The sequence below is a fragment of the Micromonospora sonneratiae genome (assembly GCF_042679305.1).
Lineage (GTDB): Bacteria > Actinomycetota > Actinomycetes > Mycobacteriales > Micromonosporaceae > Micromonospora_H > Micromonospora_H sonneratiae.
This window is the reverse complement of the sequence record NZ_JBHTMP010000009.1, coordinates 108,457-124,398: the sequence shown is the minus strand read 5'-3', so window position 1 is coordinate 124,398 and position 15,942 is coordinate 108,457. Positions and strand designations below refer to the sequence as shown.

Here is a 15,942-nt window from a genome sequence, read left to right as displayed (position 1 = left end):
ACGCTAAAAGGTGCAGGGTTGGATAAATTGCCAGGGTGGTCATCGGCCCCGTGACGCGGCTTCGTGGAGAACGGACCGGTCGGTCATGACCGGTCAGCGGCAGGCCCCGACGGCCACCGGACTGCGGCGGTTGACCGGCGCCTACCGGCGGCTGTACAGCCGGATGCCGCCCGCCATGCAGCTCGTCGGCCTGCAACTGTGGTTGCCCGCAGTGTTCATCATCCTGTTCTGCCTCTGCTACATCGCGGCATTCCACTCGCCGGTGCCCCGGGAGGTCCCGATCGGGGTGGTGGCCCCGGCGGACGCCCCGATCCTGTCCGCCCTGCGGCAGGTGACCGGTCAGACCGTCGACTACCGGCCGTACGACAGCGTGACCGCCGCCCGGGATGCGGTCCGCGACGGTACGGTCATCGGTGCACTGGTCGACCCGACCGGCCCGGATACGACGCTGTACGTCGCCAGCGCCCACCAGTTCCAGGCGGCGAACCTCGCCTCCACCATCGTGACGCCGGCCTACGCGGCGCGGCGACAACACCTGACCGTCACCGACCTCGCCCCGTTGCCGCCGCACGACTCGTTCGGCATGACCACGATGTACCTGATGCTGGCCTGGTGCATCGGCGGGTACATGGTCGCCATGTTCATCGGGATGCTGGGCGCGCCGCTGCGGCAACGTACCCGGGTCGCGGTCATCGTCGGGGGCGCGGTCGTCGCCTCGCTGTTGGCGAACATCCTCGCTGGGCCGCTGATCGGCGCGGTCAGGGGGCACTTCTGGCAGTTGGTGCTGATCGCCATCGGCTGGATCGTCGCGATCGGTCTTACGGTCAACGGGCTGAGCTACTTCGTCGGGCGGTTCATCGCGCTGCCGGCGATCCTGATCTTCGTGTTCCTGTCCGTGCCGGCGTCCGGTGCGGCGTACCCGACCTGGATGCTGCCCGCCTTCTTCCAGACGCTCCAGCCCTTCGTGGTGGGCTTCGGCATGACGGAGATGATCAAGCGCACGCTGTACGGGGTGGGGGAGCCGTACTCCCGGGCGTTGCTGCTGATGGCGGGCTACGTGGTCGTGGGGCTGCTGCTGATGGCGGTGGGTAAACCGTGGCACCAGCGTCGCGAGGTGCGGCGGATCCTCGCCGGCCGGACCACCATGATGGCCGACGCGCAGACCGCCAACCGCGAGCACACGATCGCCGACCGGGAGCGGGTGCTGGCCCGCTACGGGGTGCAGGGTACGGCTGCGGCCGAGGCGACCCAGGACGAGGACGAGTTGGCCGGGGACGCCCTGACCAACTACGGCCGGTCGATGTCCGATGCCGTCGCCGACCTGCCGCCGCGCGGGGGCCGTGACTCGGGTAGGGGCCGTGACTCGGGTGGGGACCGCGACTCGGGTAGGGGCCGTGACTCGGGTAGGGGCCGTGACTCGGGTGGGGACCGCGACCCGGGTGGGGACCGCGACACCCGCGACTGAGTTCCCGCTGCTCTGGCAACCCGTTGGCGGGTCGCGCCCGAACCTTCCTTTTCCTTAGGCTAGCCTGGCCTAACAGGCGCGTCATGTCGTGATCGGAGGGTCCACTGTGCGGCTGTACCTGACCGCGCTCAACCCCACCGACGCCGTCCTCGACGGCTTCCTGCCGGCCGCCAGCCGACTCGGGCTGCCGGTCACCGTACTCACCGACCAGCCGGAGAACTGGCCGCCACACGTACCGGTGCAACGCTGTGCGGTGCGGGACCCGGCGGCCGTCGTGGCGGCGACCACCGCAGGCGAACGACCCGCCGCGTTGCTGTCCAACAGCGACCACCTCCAGGCCGTCACCGCACTGGCGGCACACTGCATTGGACTGCCCGGCAAGGACCCCGAGGCCGCCCGGCGGTGCAAGGACAAGGCACTGACCCGGCAGACGGTGGCCGCCGCCGGACTGGACACCGTACTCAGCGTCATCATCGGGCCGGGTGACGATCCCGGCCGTACCGCGTCACGACTGCCCTACCCGGTGGTGGTCAAGCCCCGTGCCGGGGTCGCCAGCGAGGACGCCTACCTGGTCGGTGACGCCGACGAACTGGTTGCCCGGATCACCGAGATCCGCCGCCGTCGACCGGACCCGGCGCTGGTGGTCGAGGAGTACCTGGCCGGCGAGCTACGCACCTATGACACCCTGGGCGACAGCACGAACATCGTCCCGGTCGGCGGGTGGCGGACCGGGCTCGGGCCACCGCCAACCTTCACCGAGCAGACGTTGGAGTGGGCACCGCCAGCCGCCGACCCGGCCGCCGAGCAGGTACGGGCACAACTGGACGCGCTCGGTGTCTCGTTCGGTGCCAGCCACACCGAGTACGTCGTCCAGGACGACGGCCGGGTGCGACTGATCGAGGTGAACTACCGGCTGATCGGGGACCGGATGGACCTGATCCTGGCGGAACTGCTGGACATCCCGATCTTCGAGTACGTCATCCGGCTGCACCTCGGCGAGCCGCTGACCGCGCTGGCCGTACCCGATCCGGGCTCCGTGCCCCGGCATGCCCTCGTCGAGTACGTCTGCGCGGACCGGTCCGGGACACTCGTCGCCGCCCCCGGCGCGGTCGACGACCACCGGGACGGGGTACGACTGCACTGTCGCCCGTTGAGTCGACCCGGCAGCAGCATCCACCGGACCGGTACGAACCGCGACTACCTGGCGGTCCTGCACGCCATCGGTCCCGGCCCGGCCGCCGTCCGCGACACCCTGAACGCCTTCCGGGCCGACCTGCGCTGGGAGATCAGCTAAGTGACCGACGTGCTTGAGGGACAGGTCTTCGTCCGGGTGCTCGACGCGCTGCTGCGGGAGGACCACCTCGGCCTGGACAGTGTCGGCGAACCCGCCGGGGACGGCTGGTGGCAGGTGCGGATCCCGGCCGGGCTGCTGCGGATACCGATCCGCCCGGACGGCTTCCAGCACACCGTCCGCGTCGTACGACCGGTGGTTTACCTGCACCCGGACAGTGGGCAGCCCTACCAGGTGGATCGGCTCGAATCGTTGCTGGCCCTGCTGGCCCCGCAGGAGGACCCGGAAGCCGAGGCCGGCTGGGCGGACCTGGTCGACGAGTGCCGGGCCGACCTGCTGGCCCGCCGGCTGGCCGAGCAGGCACGACCACGGGTGTACGCCTCGATCGCCGCCCGCCGGGCCATCGACCCGACCGGCATGCCCGGGGCACTGCTGGACGAGGTGGTCGCCGCGTATGCCGGCCACCCGGTCTACCCCACCGACCGGTGCCGGCACGGACTCGACGCCGGGCAACTGCGGGCGTACGCGCCGGAGCACGCCCCCACCTTCCAGCTGCGCTGGCTGCCGACACCCCGGTCCGGGACCCGGCTACCCGAACGGTTGCCCCCCTGGTGGCCGGTGCCGGACGACCCGGACACCGTGCTGCTGCCGGTGCATCCGCTCACCGCCGAACAGGCTGGCCTGCCGGTGATCGACCGGCCGGCCGTCGAGGTGCGTCCCACCCTGTCGATGCGGACAGTGGCGCTGGCGGACGACCCGTACACGCACCTGAAGCTGCCGCTGCCCACCGCGACGTTGGGTGTGCGCAACCGGCGGACGCTCAAGCCCGACACCCTGGCCGACGGCGCGATCATGGCCGGGCTGCTGGATCGGATCGCCGCCGCCGAACCGGCGTTCCACGGCCGCGTGCTGCACACCGACGAGAGCCGGTACGGCCACCACGACGGCGACGAACTGCGGGCGTTCCTGCTCCGGGGCTATCCACCCGACCTGGCGGACACGGTGGTGATCCCGGTGGCGGCGCTGGCCGCCCGTGACGAGACCGGGGTGACGGTGGCCGAGCGGGTGACCGGCGGTGATCCGGTTCCACTCGTCGAGTCCTACCTGGACCTGCTGCTCGACTGGCACGTACACCTGTGGCTGCGCCACGGCATCGCCCTGGAGGCCCATCCGCAGAACCTGCACCTGGTCGTCGGCCCCGGCGGTCGGCTTCGGCTGCTCTACAAGGACAACGACGGTGCCCGGCTCGACCTGCGGCACTCGACGCTGCCCGTACGCGACCGGCGGATGCTGGTGCACGACCCGGGGGAGTTGGCCGACGTGTTCACCACGATCACGTTGCACCTGGCGGCGGCAGCGCCGCTGCTGGCCCTCGCCGGGGAGGGCGTCGACGTTCCGTCCCCCGCCGCCGCGCTACGGCCCCGGCTGGTCGCCGCCCGGGACCGGTGGGGTGGTGACCAGGGCCGGTGGGCTGGTGGCCGGGACCGACCGGGTGGTGACCAGAGCCGGTGGGGTGGCGGCCCGGCCGCCGAACTGCTGACCGAACGACTGCTGGCCACCGACCGCTTGCCGGTCAAGGCGATGCTCACCGCCGGCACCCTGCTGCCGAAGCAGCGCCTCGGCTGCACCGACATCAACAAGTGCTACCGGCGTACCGGACCGAACTATCTGCGAGTCACCGTATGACCGTCGCTGTCTCCGCCGCCGACCTTGCCTCGGCACACGCTCTCTTCGGCTGCCTCGTCCGTGAGGTCGCCGGACCGGACGGTACCGCCACCGTCGACGCCGACGAGATGCTGGCCTGGCTGCCCCGTACCGGGGTGTTGTTGAGCTGCGCCGTCGACCGGGTGTCGCCGGTTGGGGCGCACCGCTACACCGGGCCGGTCCGGCAGTTGGCCGACCGGCGGTGGACCCCGGTCGAGGTGCCCGAACTCGCCGAGCTGATCGCCGCCGAACTCGACCGGCGTACCGGGATCGGCAACGACGAGTTCGTCGGGCAGGTGGTGGCCAGCCGGGACGCGGTGCGTGGGCTGCTCGACGGCCGACCGGACCAGGATCCGACGCCGGTCGGCGATCCGGCCATCGACGCGTACGTGGACTCCGAGCAGTCCCTGCTCTATGGCCACCCGCACCACCCCGCCCCGAAGTGGCGCAGCGGTGATCCGGCCGCCTGGGAGGCGTACGCCCCGGAACTGCGGGTGGCGGTACGACTGCACTGGATCGGGGTGCCTCGGGAACTGGTCGCCGAGGACGGGCCGTTCGACGAGCTGATCGCGGCGTTGGACCCACCGGCCACGCCGGCCGGGCACGTGGCGTTGCCGGTGCACCCGTGGCAGTTGGCGCTGACCGGGCCGCTCGACGCTCGGCTGCGTGATCTCGGCCCGGCCGGTGTCCCGCTGCGGCCGACGGCCAGCGTACGGACCCTGTACGCCCCGACGGCCGACCTGTTCGTCAAGGCCAGCCTGCACGTACGGATCACGAACTGCCTACGCAAGAACGCCCGGTACGAGTTGACCGGGGCGGTCGCCCTGACCCGGCTGCTGGCCGACGTTCCCCTGCCGGCGGGGGTGGCGCTGCTGGCCGAGCCGGCCTACCGCACGGTCGACCTGCCCGGTCCGGACGAGGCGTACGGCACGATCCTGCGTACCGGGCTGCGGCCACACCTGCGGCCCGGTGAGACACCGCTGCTGGCGGCGGCGCTGGCCACCGGGCCGCTGGCCGTACCCGATCCGGTCGGTTGGTGGCGGGCCTACACCGGGCTGCTCGTTCCAGCGGTGCTGCGGTTGTGGGTGGAGCACGGCATCGTGCACGAGGCGCATCCGCAGAACGTGGTGGTGGTGCTGGACGCGGCACGACAGCCGGTCCGGATGCTGCTGCGGGACCTGGAGGGGGTCAAGCTGGACGTCGAACGGATCGGCGACTGGCCGGCCGGGCTGCCGAGGTCGATCGCCTACGACGCCCAGCGCGCCTATCGGCGGATCGCCTACTGTCTGCTGGTCAACCATCTGGCCAGCCTCGCCGGCGCGTTGGCCGACGCCCGGCCGGGGATCGAACCGACGCTCTGGGCCACGTTGCGGGACATCATCGCCGGAACCTCCGCCCAACTCGGCGATCCGCCGGCGCTGCGTCCCCTGCTGACCGGCGAGCCGCTGGTCGCCAAGGCCAATCTCCTGGTCCGTTGGCACCGGGCCGCCGACCGGCAGGCCGGATACGTGCCGGTGCCCAACCCGTTGTGGAGGGCTGCCCGATGACCCGTCCCGTCTACGTCTACGACCTGGCCGCGCTGACCGGGCACGCCACGGCCATCCGGGCCGCGCTACCGGACCGGGTCGAGCTGCTGTACGCGATGAAGGCCAACCCGGATCCGGCGATCCTGCGTACCCTCGCCCCGCTGGTGGACGGGTTCGAGGTCGCCAGTCGCGGCGAACTGCGCCATCTGGCCGCCGTACTGCCCGGGCACCGGGCGGCTGCCTTCGGCGGACCGGGCAAGACGGTCGCGGATCTGTCCGCCGGGCTGGCTGCAGGGGTACGCCGGTTCCACGTCGAGTCGATCACGGAGCTGCACCGGCTCGACCGGTTGGCCAGTGCCGCCGACCGCCGGGCCGAGGTGATGCTGCGGGTGAACCTGCCGGTGGCGGTGCCCGGCGCGAGCCTGGTGATGGGCGGCGGACCCAGCCCGTTCGGGATGGCTCCGGACGAGGCACTGGCCTGCGTCCGGGCGGCCCTGCCCGGGGTACGCATCCGCGGGATGCACGCGCACCTGGCCAGTGGCCTGGCCGCGCCGGTCGCCGCCGAGGTGGCCCGGCAGGTCGTCGACTGGGCGGTGACGCGGCTCGGGGTCACCGAGGTCAACGTGGGCGGTGGGATGGCGGTGGACTACTCCGATCCCGATGCCCGATTCGACTGGGTCGGATACGGGACTGCGCTGGCCGGCGTCCTCGACGCGTACCCGGAGGTGGTGTTACGGGTCGAGCCGGGCCGGGCGGTGACCGTCTACTGCGGCTCGTACGTGACCGAGGTGATCGACGTCAAGCGGTCACACGGCGAGTGGTTCGTGGTGGTGGCCGGCGGCACCCATCACCTGCGTACCCCGGCGGCCAAGGGGCACGCCCAGCCGTTCACCGTACATCCCCGGTCCGGAGCGGACCGGCAGCCACCGGCGACCGACGGTGGCCCGGTGACCGTGGTCGGTCAGCTCTGCACCCCGAAGGACGTGCTGTCCCGATCGGACCAGCCCGGGCGGATAGCGGTGGGGGACACCATCGTGTTCGCCATGGCGGGCGCGTACGCCTGGAACATCAGCCACCACGACTTCCTGATGCACGACCCACCGGTGTTCCGGACCTCATCCGGGCCGGCGACCGTCCGGCAGGGCGTGGACGGATTCGGGGTTGACCGCCCAGTCGAGGGCGAAGTCGGCGACCTGTTCCCAGCCGTTCTGGCCGATGGTGAAATGTGAGCGGTCGGGAAACTCGACGTAGGCGGTGATCGCCTTCGACTGCTGGTAGTGGCCGGCGTCCTCCTTGGTCATGTTCGGCGGGACGAGGTGGTCGTCGCCACTGGCGATCAGCAGCAGCGGAGCGCGATCCTCCCGGGTGAAGTTCACCCGGTCGGCGGTGAACGGGTTGAGGTTGGTCACCGCCGCCTCGAAGACGATGTGTCCGGCGCCCGGTACGTGGTAGCGGTCGTACGCCTCCTGTGACTCCTCCGGGGTCATGGTGTTGGTGAACGTGTAGTGGAACTGTTCCGGGGTGAGGGGTATCGCCCGACGCCGGTTGGCCGGGTTGTGGAGTACGGGAAAGGTCGCCTTGAGGGTGGACGGGGGCATCCGCAGCACGCCCTTGACCGGCGCGGCGTCGATGGCCACCCCGGCACTGCCGAGGCCCCGGTCCAGCAGCAGTTGCACGAACGTCCCGCCGAACGAATGACCCATGATGATCGGGGGCTGCTCCAGGTCGTAGATGATCTGCTCGTAGTGGTCGACCACCTGGGAGATGTCGAGGCGGGCGATCGGGGAGGGATCGCGGCGCAGCTCCTCCACCTCGCCCTCCATGCCGGGCCAGGCGGGGGCGAGGACCCGGTAGCCGGCCCGCATGTAGCGGTCGATCCAGTGTTCCCAGCTGCGGGGAGTCAGCCACAGGCCGTGGATCAGGACGATGGTGTCCGGAGCTGCCGAACTCGCGGCTGAGCTGCTCATAACTTCTCCCCGGTGATCGTCAGGCGGGTTGTTCAGCGACACGACCCCACCTGCGCTCCCTTCCCGGTCGGATCGAACCTATGCCCGGTGCGGCCCACGAACAGCGGGTAGCGGCCGACGGCAGTGCGAAGTCCCGGGTACGCCGGACGCGGCACGCGGTGTCGTTCGTACACATGTGCTACGTGCGAGCGCGTGGAAATCCACCTATCGTCCCTGATGACCGCCGCCGCGAACCGGTACGGCGGCGGTCTATTGCGCCATCCAGGGATCCGGAAAGGAGCAACATGACAATCCTAGTGACCGGCGCGTCCGGGAACACCGGCCGTCACGTGGTGGACCTGTTGGTGCGGGCCGTGACCCGCCAGCCGCAGGCGCTCGCACCACGAGCCGGCGTCGACGTCGTCGAGGGTGACTTCCAACGTCCCGAAACCTGGCCGACCGTTCTGGACAGAGTCGAGCAGGTACGGCTGATTGGTGCCGCCCTCGAGGAGGACGTCGGGACCCATCCCGGCTACAGCGTGTTCGAACCCTCAAGATAGTCGGCAACGACACGCTGGCCACGATGTGCAGCCAACCTGTCATGAAGCTCTCTGAGCCGGAGGTTGAGTCGCTGGGATTTTAGGTCGTGAGCAGCTCGTCTCGCCTTGGCCGCGATCTCAACGGCACCATCCAAATCACCGTGCCCCGTCAGGACGGAGGCGTGCAGCACAGCGTGTAGCGCGCGGGTGCGAATGTTCGCGGAGGGCAGGTTCATCGCGGCTACAGCATGGCGCTCGGCCGCACCGTAATCACCAAGGTCACGCAGGGCGTGCATCACCGATCCCGCGTAATGGGCTGGGCTGAACGTTCCCAGCCAGTTGGGATCGTCGGACGGGTTGGCTTGCGCCATCGCTTGATCGGCCAACCGTAACGCCCGGTAGGTTTCGTGCTTGTCGCCGCCGAGGGCGTGGGCGCGGGCTTCCGTGGTGAGGATCCTGGCGGCAAGGGTTGCGGTGACGGCGCGTCCTCCACCGTTCCGGGCTGTGCGGGCGAGCCGCACTGCGGTGCGGGCTTGCCCAACCAGCAGGGCCTGGGTGGCGAGGTTGCCGATGGTGTAGGCGCTGTAGGCGGTGTCTCCGGCGTGCCGGGCCAGCGCTGCCGCTTGGGTGTAGTTGCGTTGCGCCAGGCCCTGGGAGCCGGCGTCCATCGCCATCCAGCCGGCCATGTCCGTCAGGGTGGCAGCTGCCTGGAACAGGTCACGGCCGACAGGATCGGTGTAGCGGCCACGCAGTAGCGGGGTCACCTCGGCGTCGAGATATTGCTGTAGCCAGTTGAGCGCGTACCCGCCGCCGTGCAGGTGGTCAAGCCGGGCGAACTCGCCGTATGCCTGGTGTAGACGGGCAACGTCGGCGGTGGTGACTTGTAGTGTGCCGCCAGTCTTCGTCAACGGTGCACTGTCGGGCAGGTCGCGCCAGTCTATTGCCGCTTCGACCGCAAAAATTGAGGCGAATGTGCTGCCCTGCAAGAATCGGCGTCGCTCCACGGTGGCTCTCCATAGCTCGGTAGCCGCATCGACGCTGATGGCGGGGCTGGTCGGGAAGATGAGGCTGCGTTGGGTCATGTCACCGTGATCGAATCCGAGATCCTGGACGGTGATCTGCCGGTTCAGCAGTCTCCTGAACACCATGGCGAGCACGTCGGGAGCTGGCGGTTCGGGCACAGCCCCTTGTAGCCATCGGCCGATTGACCTGTAGTCGTAGCAGAACCGGACGCCGTGCTCGGTTTGGCCCATGTGTACGACCTGCCGGGCAATCGCCGCACGCGTACGACCAGATTCGGCTATCAGCTCCGCCAACGCGTGGTTCTTGTAGCCGCCCATTCGACTCCCTTGGCTGCCCGCGCCAGTGAGAATACGCGCTGGAGGCCGGGCATCGAAGCACCGCGCGGAAGCGCACACGGGGATTGCACCCTCCACAGGTGGTGACACTGGCTGTGACGGTCACGCACGTCCCCGCCGGGGCTGCTGGACGCGAGCATGAGGGCAAGCTAGTCGGCCGGAGCTGATTAGAAGGCCCATCCTCAAGTCGGAGATCAGCATGTCAATGGAGCTACCTCTCGTGCCGGCTTCTGGCACCCTCGCCCTCGTGCCGGAAGCCGGCACTCTCGAACTGACGTCGGCCATTCGCAGTCAATGCCCCGCCTGCAAGGGGGTCGGATGCGACTTCTGTAGCGGCAAGGGCAGCGTCTAGGCCGACGGAATGACGAGGACCCAAAAGGGTGCCCCGCTTGCTCGCACACCTTCAACCCAAGGAAAGGAACGATGATCATGCCTCCGATCGAACTGTTGGAGTCCGACGCGGACGTGTTCGGCCTCGACATCGTCGTCACGCCCGTCGAGGGCATCGCGACCCCGGGTCGGGCGTGCGCCACCGACGACGGGTGCGCCGCAACATGTGCGTCGTCGTGCGTCAGCGGCGCGTGATCTAACCGAACCTAATGGCGCGGGGCCGGAGCATCACGCCGGCCCCGCGCACCGGGAAAGCCTGGGAGGACTGGATGGCTCCGCTGTACCGTCACCGCGAGGTCGGCCTGCTCCGAGCAGCGGCTATGTCTATATCCGACATCCCTGGTTGGTGGCCCAACCCCGATGACATGCAGGACAGCCGGAACTGGCTAGACCACATCTGGGGCAGCCCGACTGGGTTCGCCGACGCCGTGCGCCAAGCCAGTCCCGACCTTGCGGACGCCATCGATGACATCCGCACCCACGGTTCGCTTCGCCCCAAGCAGATCCGCCGTGCCACCCTTTCCACCATCCGATACGCGATGCGCGCCACCGGCCGGTCAACACCCTTCGGACGGTTCGCCGGAGTCGCCTCCGCGTCGCTGGGCTCCACGGCCAGAGTCCGGTGGAGTACTGGCCACCGTGTTGTGGCCCGTGCCGACGCGTCGTGGGTAGCCGACCTTATCGACCGGTTCGAGGTCGACCCCGAACTGCTCGCCCGCCTCGACGTGACGTGCAGCGACCTCGCGGAGCGGCGTGGCGACCGGCTCGAACTGCCAAAAGGCCCGACCCGGGTGTCGATCCGACACACGGCAGCAGTGCAAACTGTGCAGGCCGCAACGTCGTCGGCGATCCGCGTTGACGTCCTGGTCGACAAGCTCAACCAGGACTTCCCCGGCGGTGGGCGAGCAGCGGCGCACGCCATGGTCGCAAGCCTCGTGCAGCAGGGATTCCTGATCACCTGTCTGCGCGCGACAATGACCGATCCTGATCCTCTCGGTCACCTCGTCGACCGGCTCCGAGACACCCACGCCAGCAGCATTCCGGCCCTCGCGCCGCTGGTGAACGACGTCGAGACCATTCACCGCGACCTCAGCAGCGGACAGGCTCAGGCACTCGCGCCACGTATGAGGGCGCTGTCGCCGGCGGGCCGCACCCCTCTCGCGGAGGATCTGCGCCTCGACTGCGCGATACGCGTACCTCGACACGTCGGCCAGGAGGTAGCAGAGGCGGCGAGCGTACTGCTGCGCCTGACTCGTCGCCCTACAGGCGAACCGGCGTGGCTGCGCTACTTCGCGGCGTTCGTCGCTCGGTACGGCACCGGCACCCTCGTGCCGGTTACTGAGGTCGTCGACACCGCTGCTGGTCTTGGGTATCCGGCCAGCTACCCAGAGAGCGTGTTTGCGGTGTCTGCCGAAACAGTGATGGACCGCGATGAGCAGCTACTGCGGCTGGCGTGGCAGGCGCTCGCCGACAACCAGCAGGAGATCGTCTTGACGGCGGATACGATCCGCGCGTTGACCGGCGACAGCCCGTTCGACGAGCGGCACATACCCCCGCATGTGGAGGTCGCTACCCGGATCCACGCCGCTAGTCGCGCCGACCTGGAACAAGGCGATTACACCCTCACAATCTCGCCTGCCCGTGCCGTTGGCACGCTGACCGGCCGATTCACCCATCTGGTCGGCGACGACAGCCTGACCCGCGTCTTTCGGACTGTGCCCACCATCATTGACGGGGCGCTATTGGCCCAGATGTCCTTCCCGCCGATCTACCCGCACGCACAGAACGTGAGCCGCGTACCGGCGCACCTGCCCCATGTGCTGACGCTCGGCGAGCACCGGCACCGCGACGCGCACACCATCAACATCGACGACCTGGCCGTCACCGCCACCAGGAACCGCCTGCATTTGGTCAGCACGTCCCGCCAGCAAGTAGTCGAACCGCAGGTGTTCACCGGGCTCGCGCTGGAAAAGCAGCCCCCGCCCCTGGCGAGGTTCCTCGCCCATCTCGCCCGGGGTTCGTCCCCTGGCTGGCACGAATTCGACTGGGGATCTGCCGCCCGGCGTCTGCCGTTCCTGCCGCGAGTACGGTACGGCCGCACCATCATCTCCCCGGCCAGCTGGCGGCTCTCGGCTATTGACCTGCCCCCCGAGGCTGCCGACGACGACCAGTGGCGTCAGGCCCTGGACCGGTGGCGGCACCGTTGGAGCTGCCCCGAGACGGTGGAGTTACGCGATAACGACCGCAGCATGAGTCTGCGGCTGACGTTCACGGAGCCTGCTCATGTGGCGGTCCTCCGCGCGCACCTCAGACGGCGCAGCGAGGCCCTGTTCGTTGACGCTGTCCCCGAAGGTGACCTCGGATGGATCGGCGGCCACGTGCACGAACTGGTTCTTCCCCTCGTCCGGAGCGGGCCGCCCGCACCCAACCCCCTTACCGGCCCCCTGCCCCGCCTCACCAACGGCAGCCACGGGCAGCTTCCCGGAGCAGCTCCGAGCAGGTGGCTCAACGTGCGGCTCCACGCCCACCCGAACCGCCTCGATGCGATCATCGTCGGTCACTTGCCCGAGCTGCTCACGGCAATCGGACACGACACGCCCCATTGGTTCATCCGGTACCGGAGCCTGACCGAAACCGACCACCTGCGGCTACGCATCCGCACCACCAGCCCCGACCACTACGCCACCTGCATTTCTGCGGTCGGTGACTGGGCACAACGACTACGAGCCACCGGCACGGCAGGGGATTTGGCCATCGACACCTACCACCCCGAGGTCGGCCGCTACGGGCACGGGCCAGCCATGCTCGCCGCCGAGGAGGTGTTCGTGGCCGACTCCCGGGTGGCTGCCGTCGGCCTACGGCACCTGCCGCCCGCCGCCGTGTCCCCCACCGCACTGTGCGCGGCGAACATGCTGGATATCGCCCGTGGGCTGCTTGGCGACGACGACGCACTCCGCTGGCTGATAGACCAGCCGGCACCGGTCGCGCCGGTTGCAGACCGGGCGGTGTTCGAGGAGGCCATCGCCCTGGTCCAACGTGACTCGACCGCGTGGCCGCCCGATGTTGCCGTTGCCCGCCAGGCCCGCGCCGCCGCCCTGGCCACCTACCGGCGGCACCTGCCCGATCGCAGCATCGATCCGGTGTTGGAGTCGCTGCTTCACATGCATCACAACCGGGCCACCGGGGTCGACCCGGACGGGGAGGCCGTGTGTCGACGCCTCGCCCGCCAACTGGCCCTCTCCCACCAGGCCCGGCAACAGGTCGAGGCCGACCGGTGACCGGGACACATCCGCCCGACTGGAACCAATGCCTGGCGACCGGTGCGCCCGGAATCGCCCTGCTACACATCCACGCCGCCCGCGCCGGCACCGGCTCGTGGAGCACGGCGCAACGATGGGCCGCCGCCATGACCGGGCACTCCATCGACGCGCACGCCGACAACAGCAGCTTGTACCTCGGGGCACCTGCCGTCGCGTTCGTCCTGCACTGCGCCGAGCAGCCCGCCTGGGCCGGCACGCTGGATGCCCTCGACGGACACATCGCCACAGCTACCCAGCAGCGCCTGGCGCGAGCCCACGACCGCATCGACTGGCAGCAGCTCCCCACGCTCGGAGAGTTCGATCTGATTAGCGGCCTGACCGGTATCGGCGCGTATCTGTTGCATCGCCGCCACGACGACTTGCTGCGTGAGGTTCTGGTCTATCTGGTGCGGCTGACGCAACCGCTGGTGGTTGGCGGCGGAACCTTGCCCGGCTGGTGGTCCCACCATGGGCCAGCCGACCGGCCCTCGCCCCAGTGGCCCGGGGGCCACTGCAACCTAGGCATGGCTCACGGCATCGCCGGCCCGCTGTCGCTATTGTCGTTGGCGATGAGACGCGGCGTCACCGTGAGCGGACAGGCTGCGAGCATTGATCGGATCTGCACCTGGTTGGACCGGTGGCGCTGCGGCAGCACCCCCTCCATCTGGTGGCCGGAGATGATTTCACGGTCCGAATGGCCCACCCACACTGTTCGTCGGGAAACCCCACCACGGCCGTCCTGGTGTTACGGCACCCCGGGGTTGGCCCGCGCTCAACAGCTCGCCGGTATCGCGCTCGGAGACACCCGGCGGCAGCAGCACGCTGAGCGGGCGTTCGCGGCCTGTCTCACCGACCCGCGACAGGTTGACCAGCTGGACAATCCCACACTGTGCCACGGTTGGGCCGGGCTCACGGTGACGGCTTCGCGCATCGCGGAGGACAGCATCAACGACATGGGGCTAGCCGACCGGGTTTCCTACCTACGGGAGCAAACTCGGGCATATGCACACCACCACAAGGCATCGGGGGATGGTTTGCTAGAGGGCGCGACAGGTGTTGACCTGGCCTTAGCCGCCACAGCGGCCACCTCGCCAGCGACACCCCAATGGGACACCTGCCTGCTCCTGAGCTGACACCCAAGACCGCCGACTGAGAAGGAGACCGATGACTACTGCCATCAGCACACCGCCCGAGGTGCTACGCGCCCGCATGGTCGATCTCATCACCCAGGCCCGCCCTACGTTGCCGCGCGTCGAAGACGCCCTGCGCACGGTGGAGAGGCACCGGTACGTTCCCGACAGCCCTGTTGAAGAGGCGTACAACGTCGACCTGGCGGTCATTACCAAGCGCGCCAGTGACGGCGCAGCGCTCAGTTGCGCGTCCGTACCATCCCTCGTCGCTTCCATGCTCGACCAGCTCGCCGTCAACCCCGGCGACCGCATCCTCGAAATCGGAGCCGGCACCGGCTACAACGCCGCCCTGCTGGCGTACCTGACCGGGCCAACCGGGCAGGTCACCACGATCGACATAGACGAAGAGGTAACAGCCGGCGCACGTCGGCACCTTGACGCCACCGGCTACCAGCATGTTCGGGTTATCACCCGCGATGGTGCGCTCGGTGACGAGGCGTGCGCCCCATACGACCGCATCATCGTCACCGTCGGCCCGTGGGACATTCCGGCGGCCTGGTGGGATCAGCTCGCCCCGGGTGGCCGGATGGTGGTGCCGCTGCGGTGGCGAGGCCAGACCCGATCCATCGCCTTCGTCAAAGAGGAGAACGGTCTGCTTCGGTCCGAGTCGGTCGAGCTGTGCGGGTTCGTGCCCATGGTGGGCCAGGCCGGTGAGCACAGCAGCCCCATCGACCCCGACGGCCACGTCAGTCTCTACTGGGACGCCGACCAGCCCATCAACCCGGATGCGCTACGGGGCGTGTGCGGCGAGGCGAAAACCTCCACCTGGTCCGACACAGTGGTGCGCGGCGATGAGTCGTTCGACGGTATCTGGCTGCGTCTGACCGCCGCCGAGCCAGGCACGTGCCGTATCACCGCCCACTCGGACGCTGTCAAGGCTGGCCTATGTACGCCCGCGATCCCGGTCCGCAGCCCTGCCATCGTCGAGGGCAGTTCGCTGGCGTACCTCGCTCTGCGTCGGGCTGGGGGCACTGATCCTCGCTGGCAGTTGGGCGCGATCGGACATGGCGCGGATGGTGCGGCGCTGGCTGGTCGGCTTTGCGCCCAGATCCACGAGTGGAATCGAGATCGGGCTGCTCAGCCCACCATCACCGCGTACCGGCCGTTTGAGGAGCCGGACGGACACGTTGTGGTGAAGGATTCCGTGAGACTGGTTGTTTCCTACCGGTGATGCCGGGTTCAATCGCCGGCACCCGTGCTTCGGGTACCGGCGATTTCGGCAGATGGCGTGGGC

Annotated in this window: 12 protein-coding genes; 10 read left to right on the top strand and 2 right to left on the bottom strand. The window is 69.3% G+C overall.

What is annotated here, in order from left to right; translation table 11 throughout:
* Positions 1–85 precede the first annotated feature (85 nt).
* The 5 genes from ACFQ4H_RS08420 to ACFQ4H_RS08400 all read left to right on the top strand — a co-directional run bounded on the left by ACFQ4H_RS08420 (position 86) and on the right by ACFQ4H_RS08400 (position 7,215).
* On the top strand, positions 86–1,465 hold the full coding sequence (locus tag ACFQ4H_RS08420; protein ID WP_377568932.1) for an ABC transporter permease: 1,380 nt from the start codon (positions 86–88) through the stop codon (positions 1,463–1,465).
* 106 nt (positions 1,466–1,571) lie between these two features.
* On the top strand, positions 1,572–2,759 hold the full coding sequence (locus ACFQ4H_RS08415) for an ATP-grasp domain-containing protein (protein ID WP_377568930.1): 1,188 nt from the start codon (positions 1,572–1,574) through the stop codon (positions 2,757–2,759).
* On the top strand, positions 2,760–4,442 hold the full coding sequence (locus tag ACFQ4H_RS08410; RefSeq protein ID WP_377568927.1) for an IucA/IucC family protein: 1,683 nt from the start codon (positions 2,760–2,762) through the stop codon (positions 4,440–4,442). It begins immediately after the preceding gene.
* Positions 4,439–6,007, top strand: coding sequence for an IucA/IucC family protein (locus ACFQ4H_RS08405; RefSeq protein ID WP_377568925.1), 1,569 nt, complete (start codon positions 4,439–4,441; stop codon positions 6,005–6,007). The genes ACFQ4H_RS08410 and ACFQ4H_RS08405 overlap by 4 nt, the downstream gene beginning before the upstream one ends.
* Entirely contained in the window at positions 6,004–7,215 is a 1,212-nt protein-coding gene (locus ACFQ4H_RS08400) for an alanine racemase (protein ID WP_377568922.1), read from the top strand. The genes ACFQ4H_RS08405 and ACFQ4H_RS08400 overlap by 4 nt, the downstream gene beginning before the upstream one ends.
* Here the strand turns inward: ACFQ4H_RS08400 and ACFQ4H_RS08395 are convergent.
* Positions 7,102–7,953, bottom strand: a complete 852-nt coding sequence (locus ACFQ4H_RS08395; RefSeq protein WP_377568920.1) for an alpha/beta hydrolase — start codon at positions 7,951–7,953, stop codon at positions 7,102–7,104. The two genes, ACFQ4H_RS08400 and ACFQ4H_RS08395, sit on opposite strands and share 114 nt — an antisense overlap.
* Before the next feature lie 284 nt (positions 7,954–8,237).
* Between ACFQ4H_RS08395 and ACFQ4H_RS08390 the strand changes: the two genes are divergently transcribed.
* The gene (locus ACFQ4H_RS08390) at positions 8,238–8,492 is read left to right on the top strand and encodes a hypothetical protein (RefSeq protein WP_377568917.1); all 255 of its coding nucleotides are present in this window, start codon (positions 8,238–8,240) and stop codon (positions 8,490–8,492) included.
* On the opposite strand, the gene ACFQ4H_RS08385 is transcribed toward ACFQ4H_RS08390, so the two are convergent.
* Positions 8,465–9,811, bottom strand: a complete 1,347-nt coding sequence (locus ACFQ4H_RS08385) for a hypothetical protein (RefSeq protein WP_377568915.1) — start codon at positions 9,809–9,811, stop codon at positions 8,465–8,467. The genes ACFQ4H_RS08390 and ACFQ4H_RS08385 overlap by 28 nt on opposite strands.
* Positions 9,812–10,252: 441 nt before the next feature.
* On the opposite strand from ACFQ4H_RS08385, the gene fxlA reads away from it, so the two are divergent.
* The 4 genes from fxlA (at position 10,253) to fxlM (ending at position 15,879) form a co-directional block, all read left to right on the top strand.
* Positions 10,253–10,414, top strand: a complete 162-nt coding sequence (gene fxlA / locus ACFQ4H_RS08380; RefSeq protein WP_377568912.1) for an FxLD family lanthipeptide — start codon at positions 10,253–10,255, stop codon at positions 10,412–10,414.
* Between the two features lie 74 nt (positions 10,415–10,488).
* Positions 10,489–13,497: a lantibiotic dehydratase gene (locus ACFQ4H_RS08375; protein ID WP_377568910.1), complete on the top strand. Its 3,009-nt coding sequence runs from the start codon at positions 10,489–10,491 to the stop codon at positions 13,495–13,497.
* A complete protein-coding gene (locus ACFQ4H_RS08370; protein WP_377568907.1) occupies positions 13,494–14,651 on the top strand; it encodes a lanthionine synthetase C family protein in 1,158 nt (385 codons plus the stop codon). Before ACFQ4H_RS08375 ends, ACFQ4H_RS08370 begins: the two co-directional genes overlap by 4 nt.
* Positions 14,652–14,682: 31 nt before the next feature.
* The gene (gene fxlM / locus ACFQ4H_RS08365; protein ID WP_377568904.1) at positions 14,683–15,879 is read left to right on the top strand and encodes a methyltransferase, FxLD system; all 1,197 of its coding nucleotides are present in this window, start codon (positions 14,683–14,685) and stop codon (positions 15,877–15,879) included.
* The last annotated feature ends 63 nt before the right edge of the window (positions 15,880–15,942 follow it).